Here is a 7,308-nt window from a genome sequence, read left to right on the forward strand (position 1 = left end):
GCCCTGCGCAGCGGCGAAACCGATGCCGCCCGTCGCCACCTGACCGCCCTGCTGGCGTCGCCTGCCAACGGCTGGCGCGAAGCACTCGCGGTGTTGGCCGGCGGCGCGGGCGACCCGGACCAGGCCGCGGCGCTGCTCGAGGACCTGGTCGACAGCGGCCATATGCCTGCTGAACTCCAGGCCTGGCTGGCCTTCGGCGGCCTGGCCCAGCGCCTGGAACAACCGGCATTGGCCGAGCGGTTGGTGGCCGAGGTGGTACGCCGGTTCCCGGGCGAGCCGCGCGTCGCCCTGCTGCGTGCCAGCCAGTTGCGCGAGGCCGACCGCGACGACGAGGCGCGCGTAGTGCTCGAGACGCTCGCCGCGCAGGCCAGCGGCGACGCCGACCTGCGCCTCGCGATCGCCTACGAATACGACGCGCTCGGCGACCTCGCCGCCGCGGCGGAAATCCTCGGGCGGGGACCGCAGGACGACCAGTCCTACGCGTTGCGCGCCTCGTTACTGGCTCGGGCGGAGGACAAGACCGCGCTGGTCGCGCTGTACGACGAGCTTCGGCGCGAAGCGGCGCGGCCCGACCCGCAGCGGCGCCTGCTGCTCGGGCAAATGGCCGAATTCCTGGACCGGCACGAGGAGGCGCTGGACTGGTACGCCGGCGTGCCGGGCGGACCGCAGCGCTGGCCCGCGAAGCTGCGGGCCGCCAACGTGCTGCATGAACTCGGCCGCGGCGCCGAGGCGGTCGAGCGGCTGCACGAGCTCCAGACCGACGCTTCCGCGCCCGACGCCGCCCGCCGCGACGCCTACCTGCTCGAGGCCTCGCTTCACGAGGAGGACGGCGCGCCCGAGGCCGAGATGGACGCCTACGCGCGCGGCCTGGCCGAGTTCCCGGACGAGCTGGAGATCCTGTACGCCCGTGCGCTCAGCTGGGAGCGCCGCGACGACATCGCCCGCGCCGAGGCCGACCTGCGCCGGATCCTGGTNCGGCGCGCCCGAGGCCGAGATGGACGCCTACGCGCGCGGCCTGGCCGAGTTCCCGGACGAGCTGGAGATCCTGTACGCCCGTGCGCTCAGCTGGGAGCGCCGCGACGACATCGCCCGCGCCGAGGCCGACCTGCGCCGGATCCTGGTGATCGAGCCCGAGTCGATCGCGGCCCTCAATGCACTTGGTTACACCCTGGCCGACCGCACCGACCGCTATGCCGAAGCGCTGGAGTTGATCAACCGCGCCCGCGCCGCCGAGCCCGACAACGCGGCGATCATCGACAGCTACGGCTGGGTGCTCTATCGCCTCGGCCGCACCCAGGACGCGCTGGTGGAACTGCGCCGCGCGTTCGCGTTGCAGAAGGACGCCGAGATCGGTGCCCACCTGGGCGAGGTGCTGTGGGTGCTGGGCCAGCGCGAGGAGGCCCGGCGCTATTTCGAGCAGGCCCGTGAGATCGACCCCGACAACCGCGCGCTGCGGCGCGCCCTCGAAAAGACCGGCGCATGACATCCCGATTCCTGATGCCCGCGGCTGCCGCGGTGCTGCTGGCCGCGTGCGCGGCACCCCCGGTCCGCCCGGACCTCACCCCGGCCCAGGTCGCTAGCGCGCAGGCCACGCAGGTGGAGCGCGAACAGGCATTGCAGGCCGACGATGCCTGGTCGCTGGTCGGCCGCATCGCCGTGTCCAACCAGGGCAAGGGCGGCAGCGGCCGGGTCGAGTGGAGCCGAACCGGGCCGGGTTACGTGGTGTCGCTCAGTGCGCCGGTCACGCGCCAGAGCTGGCGACTCTCCGGCGACGGGCGCCAGGCCTTGCTCGAAGGCCTGGAAGGCGGCCCGCGGCAGGGCCCCGATGCCGGCTTGCTGCTGCTCCGGGCCACCGGCTGGGACATTCCCGTCGACGCGCTCGGCGACTGGGTGCGCGGCGCCCGGTCGGAGGCCGCGGGTCCGGCCCGGATCGAATACGGCGCCAACCTGCTGCCGTGGGCGATCGAACAGGACGGCTGGCGGATCGAATACGAATGGCCGGAGCCGGCGGCGGTCGCTTCCGCGGCCCCGGTGCTGCCCACCCGGCTCGATGCGACCCGTGGCGAGGCCCGCGTTCGGCTGATCGTCGATGAATGGATCGACTGAGGCGTCCGGGTCGACGCCTGGGACGGTGACCGGGCCGGCCGGCGAAGGTTGGAGCGCCTGGCCGGCGCCGGCCAAGCTCAACCTGTGCCTGCGCATCGTGGGCCGCCGCGCGGACGGCTATCACCTGCTGCAAAGTGTTTTCCGCCTGCTGGAATGGGGCGACACGATCCACCTGCGTCCCCGTGACGATGGCCGCATCGTCCGCCATGGCCCATCGGCAGCGGGTGTGGCGGAAGCCGACGATCTGGCCGTCCGGGCGGCTCATCTTCTGAAAAAGTCGGCCAAATGTGCGCAAGGCGTGGACATCTGCGTTGAAAAGCGCATTCCGGCCGGGGGCGGGTTTGGTGGCGGGTCGTCCGACGCCGCCACGGTGCTGGTCGCGCTGGACCGGATCTGGGATACCCGGCTCGGCGTGGACCGGCTGGCGGCGCTGGGGCTCGCGCTGGGTGCGGACGTCCCGGTGTTCGTCCGCGGCGACAACGCCTGGGCCGAAGGCGTGGGCGAGCGGCTGACCCCGATGGCGCTGCCGCCGGCGTGGTACCTGCTGGTCGACCCCGGGGTGCATGTGCCGACCGCCGATCTGTTCGCAAGCGCTGAATTGACGCGCGATGCGGCGCCCGCGACAATATCCGACTTCGTTTCGGGTAGGCCGCTCGGGAATGCATTCGAGCCGGTGCTGCGCGGGCGTGAACCGGTGGTCAATGCCGTGTTCGCGGCCCTGTCGCGCGTCGGTCGTCCGCACCTGACCGGCACCGGCAGCGGCTGCTTCGTCGAGTTCGCCACGCGCGAGGCCGCCGCGGCCGCGCTGGCGGCGTTGCCACCGGGTCTTCGCGCCTGGCTGGCGGCAGGGGCGGTGCGTTCGCCGCTGCATGTCGCGCTCGAGGCTCTCAATCAACCGCAGGGGCGTCGCCAAGAGGCCCAAGGCACCAGGTTTTGATCCTGGCATTCGTAGGTTCGAATCCTACCGCCCCTGCCAATCCCGGACGGCGGCAGGTCCAGCGCCTGCGGCAATAGCAAGCCACGATTTTGCGGCTCCCACGGTCAGAGCGAAGCGGAGAATCCAACGTGCAGAACGATCGCAACCTGCTGGTGTTCAGCGGCAACGCCAACCGCCCGCTGGCGCAGGCGGTGTGCAAGGAGCTCGGCACCCGGCTGGGCAAGGCGCTGGTGGGGCGGTTCTCCGACGGCGAGGTCCAGGTCGAGATCGAGGAGAACGTCCGCCGCCAGGAAGTCTTCGTGATCCAGCCGACCTGCGCGCCCAGCGCGGAGAACCTGGTCGAGTTGCTGGTCCTGATCGACGCGCTCAAGCGCGCCTCGGTCAGTTCGGTCACCGCGGTCGTGCCGTACTTCGGCTACGCCCGGCAGGACCGGCGCCCGCGCTCCTCGCGCGTGCCGATCACCGCCAAGGTCGCGGCCGGCATGTTCAGCTCGGTCGGGTGCGACCGCGTGCTCACCGTCGACCTGCACGCCGACCAGATCCAGGGCTTCTTCGACATCCCGGTCGACAACGTCTACGCCTCGCCGCTGCTGCTGGCCGACATCTGGCGCGCGCACGGCACCGACAACATGGTGGTGGTCAGCCCCGACGTCGGCGGCGTGGTCCGCGCCCGCGCGATCGCCAAGCGCCTCGACGACGCCGACCTGGCGATCATCGACAAGCGCCGTCCGCGCGCCAACGTCGCCACGGTGATGAACATCATCGGCGACGTGGCGGGCAAGACCTGCGTGCTGGTCGACGACATCGTCGATACCGCCGGCACGCTGTGCGCCGCCGCGGCCGCGCTGAAGGAGCACGGCGCGACCAAGGTCGTCGCCTACTGCACCCATCCGGTGCTGTCGGGCGCAGCGATCAGCAACATCAGCATGTCGCAGCTCGACGAGCTGGTGGTGACCGACACGATCCCGTTGAGCGAGGCGGCGCGCGAGTGCAGCCAGGTGCGCCAGCTCAGCGTCGCCGAACTGCTGGCCGAAACCATCCGGCGCATCGCGTTCGGCGAATCGGTGAGTTCCCTCTACGTCGATTGACCCGCGTCGGTCGACCCTGTTCCGCGGTGCCGGGAGTCCGGCCCGCAACACGCTCGCCTGGTCGCGGGTGAGCGTTTCCAGCCGCCGCGAGGCGGTCCATAGCAAGCAAAGCGAGTAACGAAAATGTCCGAACACACCATCAAGGCCGCCGGCCGTACTGACGAAGGTAAGGGTGCGAGCCGCCGCCTGCGTCATGCCGCCCAGATCCCGGCCATCGTCTACGGCGGCAAGTCCGAGCCGAAGTCCATCCAGCTCGAGCACGAGCACATCTGGCTGGCCAGCCAGCACGAGTGGTTCTACTCGTCGATCCTGAACCTCGACATCGACGGCAAGGTCGAGCAGGTCCTGCTGCGCGACATGCAGCGCCACCCGTACCGCCAGCTGATCATGCACCTGGACTTCCAGCGCATCAGCGCCAACGAGACGCTGCGCGCCTCGGTCCCGCTGCACTTCATCAACGAAGAGCTGTCGCCGGCCGGCAAGGCCTCCGACGTGGTCGTGATGAAGGAACTGACCCAGGTCGAAGTCAGCTGCCTGCCGAAGGACCTGCCGGAGTTCATCGAGGTCGACCTGGCCGAGCTGACCGTCGACCAGATCGTCCACCTGTCGTCGCTGAAGCTGCCCAAGGGCGTCGAGATCCCCGAGCTGAAGCTGGGCAAGGAGCACGACGTGGCCGTGGTCGTCGCACGCCAGGGTCGCGTCGAGGCGGAGTCGAGCGACGACGCCGGTTCGGCCGAGGTCCCGGCCGCCAAGGTCGAGAAGGACGCCGAGTAAGACGGTTGTCCGGTTCGCGCCGCGATCGCGGCCGCACCGGGCGCTGTCCGCGTTTCGATGGCTGGCCTTCGCCTCATCGTCGGACTGGGCAATCCCGGTCCCGAGCACATCCGGACCCGGCACAACGCCGGGTTCTGGTTTGTTGACGCCCTCGCCGAAAAGTTCGGCGGGCGCTTCAGCGTCGATGCCAAGCTGTTCGGTGCCAGCTGCAAGGTCGAGATCGACGGGCAGGTGGTCTGGCTGCTCAAGCCGGGGACCTTCATGAACCTCTCGGGCAAGTCGGTGATGGCGGCCCTGCGTTTCTGGAAGATCGATCCTGCCGAAGCCTTGCTCGCCCATGACGAGCTGGACCTGCCACCGGGTACCGCCCGGTTGAAGTTCGATGGCGGCCATGGCGGGCAGAATGGCCTGCGCGACACCATGCGGCTGCTCGGTCACGGCGGATTCCACCGGTTGCGGGTCGGCATCGGCCATCCCGGCCACAAGGACCGCGTCACCCCGTGGGTGCTCGGGCGCCCGGACGGCACCGACGAGACCCTGATCCTGCGCGCGATCGACGATGCCATCGATGTCATGCCCCTGGCGGTCGGCGGCGATTTCAACGAGGCGATGAAGCGCCTGCACACCCCCAAGTAGCCGCGCGACCTTCGAGAGCCAGCGGTAAAGGGACGTCCCCGACCCCCCTTTTCCATTGACTCTTCACCAGCGACGGCCTCTCCCATGGGAATCAAATGCGGCATCGTCGGCCTGCCCAATGTCGGCAAGTCGACCCTCTTCAACGCCCTGACCAAGGCGGGCATCGCCGCGGCCAATTTCCCGTTCTGCACGATCGAGCCCAACGTCGGCGTGGTGCCGGTGCCGGACCCGCGCCTCAATGCGTTGGCCGAGATCGTCAAGCCGCAGAAGGTGCTGCCGACGGCGGTCGAGTTCGTCGACATCGCCGGCCTGGTCGCCGGTGCGGCCAGCGGCGAAGGGCTGGGCAACAAGTTCCTCGCCCACATCCGCGAGGTCGACGCGATCACCCACGTGGTGCGCTGCTTCGAGAACAGCGACGTCATCCACGTCAACAACAAGGTCGACCCGCTCGCCGACATCGACACGATCGACACCGAGCTGGCGCTGGCCGACCTGGAAAGCGTGCAGAAGGCCCTGCAGCGCGCCGAGCGCAACGCCAAGACCGGCGACAAGGACGCCAAGGCCCGGGTGGAGGTGCTTGCCCGGATCCGTGACGGCCTCGACGCCGGCACCCCGGCGCGCGCGCTGGACCTGTCCGACGACGACCGCGCGGCGGTCCGCGACCTGTTCCTGCTCACCCTCAAGCCGGTGATGTACGTGGCCAACGTGCTGGAGGATGGCTTCGAGGACAACGCGCACCTGGACGCCGTCCGTGCCCGCGCGGCAGGGGAGGGTGCCGAGGTGGTGCCCGTCTCGGCCGCGATCGAGGAGGAGCTCAGCCAGCTCGACGACGCCGACCGGGACGCGTTCCTGACCGACCTGGGGCTGGACGAGCCCGGCCTCAACCGGGTGATCCGCGCCGCCTACAAGCTGCTCGGCCTGCAGACCTACTTCACCGCCGGCGTCAAGGAAGTGCGCGCGTGGACGGTCAAGGGCGGCTCGACCGCGCCCCAGGCCGCCGCGGTCATCCACACCGACTTCGAGAAGGGCTTCATCCGCGCCGAGACCATTGCCTACGACGACTTCATCCGCTACCGCGGCGAAGCCGGCGCGCGCGAGGCCGGCAGGCTGCGGCTGGAGGGCAAGGAATACCGGGTGCAGGAAGGCGATGTCCTGCATTTCCGCTTCAACGTCTGACCGGCTTGGCGCGGCGGCGCGGAAGGTGAAATAATCCGCGCCGCGGCATTGACTTCCTTTCCAACGGTCGCCAGAATTGCGGGCTCTTTGGAGGGATACCCAAGCGGCCAACGGGGGCAGACTGTAAATCTGCTGGCTTACGCCTTCGGTGGTTCGAATCCACCTCCCTCCACCACGGAACATCCGGTCGCCTTACCAGCTTCCGGCAGCAGTACCCAAGCAGGTTTGTCCGGCGCGGGAGTAGTTCAACGGTAGAACCTCAGCCTTCCAAGCTGATGGTGCGGGTTCGATTCCCGTCTCCCGCTCCATTGAACGCCGCGACGTCCGCCCGCTTGAACAATTCGCTCACGTAGCTCAGTCGGTAGAGCACCTCCTTGGTAAGGAGGAGGTCACTGGTTCGATTCCAGTCGTGAGCACCACATTTCAACGCAACACAAACGCAAACCACCGGGATACAGCCATGGCCAAGGGTAAGTTCGAGCGCACCAAGCCGCACGTCAACGTCGGCACGATCGGTCACGTCGACCACGGCAAGACCACGCTGACCGCAGCGCTGACCAAGATCGGCGCGGAGCGTTTCGGTGGTGAGTT

9 protein-coding genes, 4 tRNA genes and 1 pseudogene are annotated in these 7,308 nt (G+C 69.3%); 12 read left to right on the forward strand and 2 right to left on the reverse strand.

Going from position 1 to position 7,308, the window contains the following annotated elements:
* Both ACKVMH_RS11855 and ACKVMH_RS13685 read right to left on the reverse strand, forming a co-directional pair.
* On the reverse strand, nt 1–222 hold a 222-nt coding region (locus ACKVMH_RS11855; protein ID WP_412700452.1), incomplete at its 3' end, for a hypothetical protein.
* 273 nt (nt 223–495) lie between these two features.
* Nucleotides 496–819 carry a hypothetical protein gene (locus ACKVMH_RS13685; RefSeq protein ID WP_413840919.1) on the reverse strand — a complete coding sequence of 108 codons (324 nt, stop codon included), beginning with the start codon at nt 817–819 and terminating at the stop codon, nt 496–498.
* A 172-nt stretch (nt 820–991) separates the two neighbouring features.
* On the opposite strand from ACKVMH_RS13685, the pseudogene ACKVMH_RS13690 reads away from it, so the two are divergent.
* From ACKVMH_RS13690 to ACKVMH_RS11915, 12 genes and pseudogenes are all read left to right on the forward strand, one after another.
* Nucleotides 992–1,483: pseudogene (locus ACKVMH_RS13690) on the forward strand (tetratricopeptide repeat protein); the annotation flags it as partial.
* The gene (lolB, locus tag ACKVMH_RS11865; RefSeq protein ID WP_412700449.1) at nt 1,480–2,106 is read left to right on the forward strand and encodes a lipoprotein insertase outer membrane protein LolB; all 627 of its coding nucleotides are present in this window, start codon (nt 1,480–1,482) and stop codon (nt 2,104–2,106) included. The pseudogene ACKVMH_RS13690 and the gene lolB, both read left to right, overlap by 4 nt.
* On the forward strand, nt 2,090–3,043 hold the full coding sequence (gene ispE / locus ACKVMH_RS11870; protein WP_412700450.1) for a 4-(cytidine 5'-diphospho)-2-C-methyl-D-erythritol kinase: 954 nt from the start codon (nt 2,090–2,092) through the stop codon (nt 3,041–3,043). The genes lolB and ispE overlap by 17 nt, the downstream gene beginning before the upstream one ends.
* A tRNA-Gln gene (locus ACKVMH_RS11875) sits at nt 3,006–3,082 on the forward strand. The genes ispE and ACKVMH_RS11875 overlap by 38 nt, the downstream gene beginning before the upstream one ends.
* A gap of 89 nt (nt 3,083–3,171) precedes the next feature.
* The gene (locus tag ACKVMH_RS11880) at nt 3,172–4,131 is read left to right on the forward strand and encodes a ribose-phosphate diphosphokinase (protein ID WP_412700451.1); all 960 of its coding nucleotides are present in this window, start codon (nt 3,172–3,174) and stop codon (nt 4,129–4,131) included.
* 123 nt (nt 4,132–4,254) lie between these two features.
* Nucleotides 4,255–4,905: a 50S ribosomal protein L25/general stress protein Ctc gene (locus tag ACKVMH_RS11885; RefSeq protein ID WP_215218614.1), complete on the forward strand. Its 651-nt coding sequence runs from the start codon at nt 4,255–4,257 to the stop codon at nt 4,903–4,905.
* 57 nt (nt 4,906–4,962) lie between these two features.
* A complete protein-coding gene (gene pth / locus ACKVMH_RS11890) occupies nt 4,963–5,541 on the forward strand; it encodes an aminoacyl-tRNA hydrolase (protein WP_215218613.1) in 579 nt (192 codons plus the stop codon).
* An 84-nt stretch (nt 5,542–5,625) separates the two neighbouring features.
* Nucleotides 5,626–6,717 (forward strand): redox-regulated ATPase YchF, encoded by a 1,092-nt coding sequence (gene ychF, locus ACKVMH_RS11895; RefSeq protein WP_215218612.1) that lies wholly within the window; start codon nt 5,626–5,628, stop codon nt 6,715–6,717.
* Between the two features lie 89 nt (nt 6,718–6,806).
* Nucleotides 6,807–6,892 (forward strand) — tRNA-Tyr (locus tag ACKVMH_RS11900).
* A 59-nt stretch (nt 6,893–6,951) separates the two neighbouring features.
* Nucleotides 6,952–7,025 (forward strand) — tRNA-Gly (locus tag ACKVMH_RS11905).
* Between the two features lie 35 nt (nt 7,026–7,060).
* A tRNA-Thr gene (locus ACKVMH_RS11910) sits at nt 7,061–7,136 on the forward strand.
* A gap of 41 nt (nt 7,137–7,177) precedes the next feature.
* Nucleotides 7,178–7,308: GTP-binding protein (locus ACKVMH_RS11915; RefSeq protein ID WP_049472324.1), on the forward strand; the 131-nt coding region annotated here is incomplete at its 3' end.

It is taken from the genome of Lysobacter zhanggongensis (genome assembly GCF_046638635.1).
Taxonomy (GTDB): domain Bacteria; phylum Pseudomonadota; class Gammaproteobacteria; order Xanthomonadales; family Xanthomonadaceae; genus Novilysobacter; species Novilysobacter luteus.

Coding starts and splice junctions, on each gene's coding strand:
- lolB (WP_412700449.1), top strand. CDS start 1,480: ATGACATCCCGATTCCTGATGCCCGCGGCTGCCGCGGTGCTGCTGGCC.
- ispE (WP_412700450.1), top strand. CDS start 2,090: ATGAATGGATCGACTGAGGCGTCCGGGTCGACGCCTGGGACGGTGACC.
- ychF (WP_215218612.1), top strand. CDS start 5,626: ATGGGAATCAAATGCGGCATCGTCGGCCTGCCCAATGTCGGCAAGTCG.
- ACKVMH_RS11885 (WP_215218614.1), top strand. CDS start 4,255: ATGTCCGAACACACCATCAAGGCCGCCGGCCGTACTGACGAAGGTAAG.
- pth (WP_215218613.1), top strand. CDS start 4,963: ATGGCTGGCCTTCGCCTCATCGTCGGACTGGGCAATCCCGGTCCCGAG.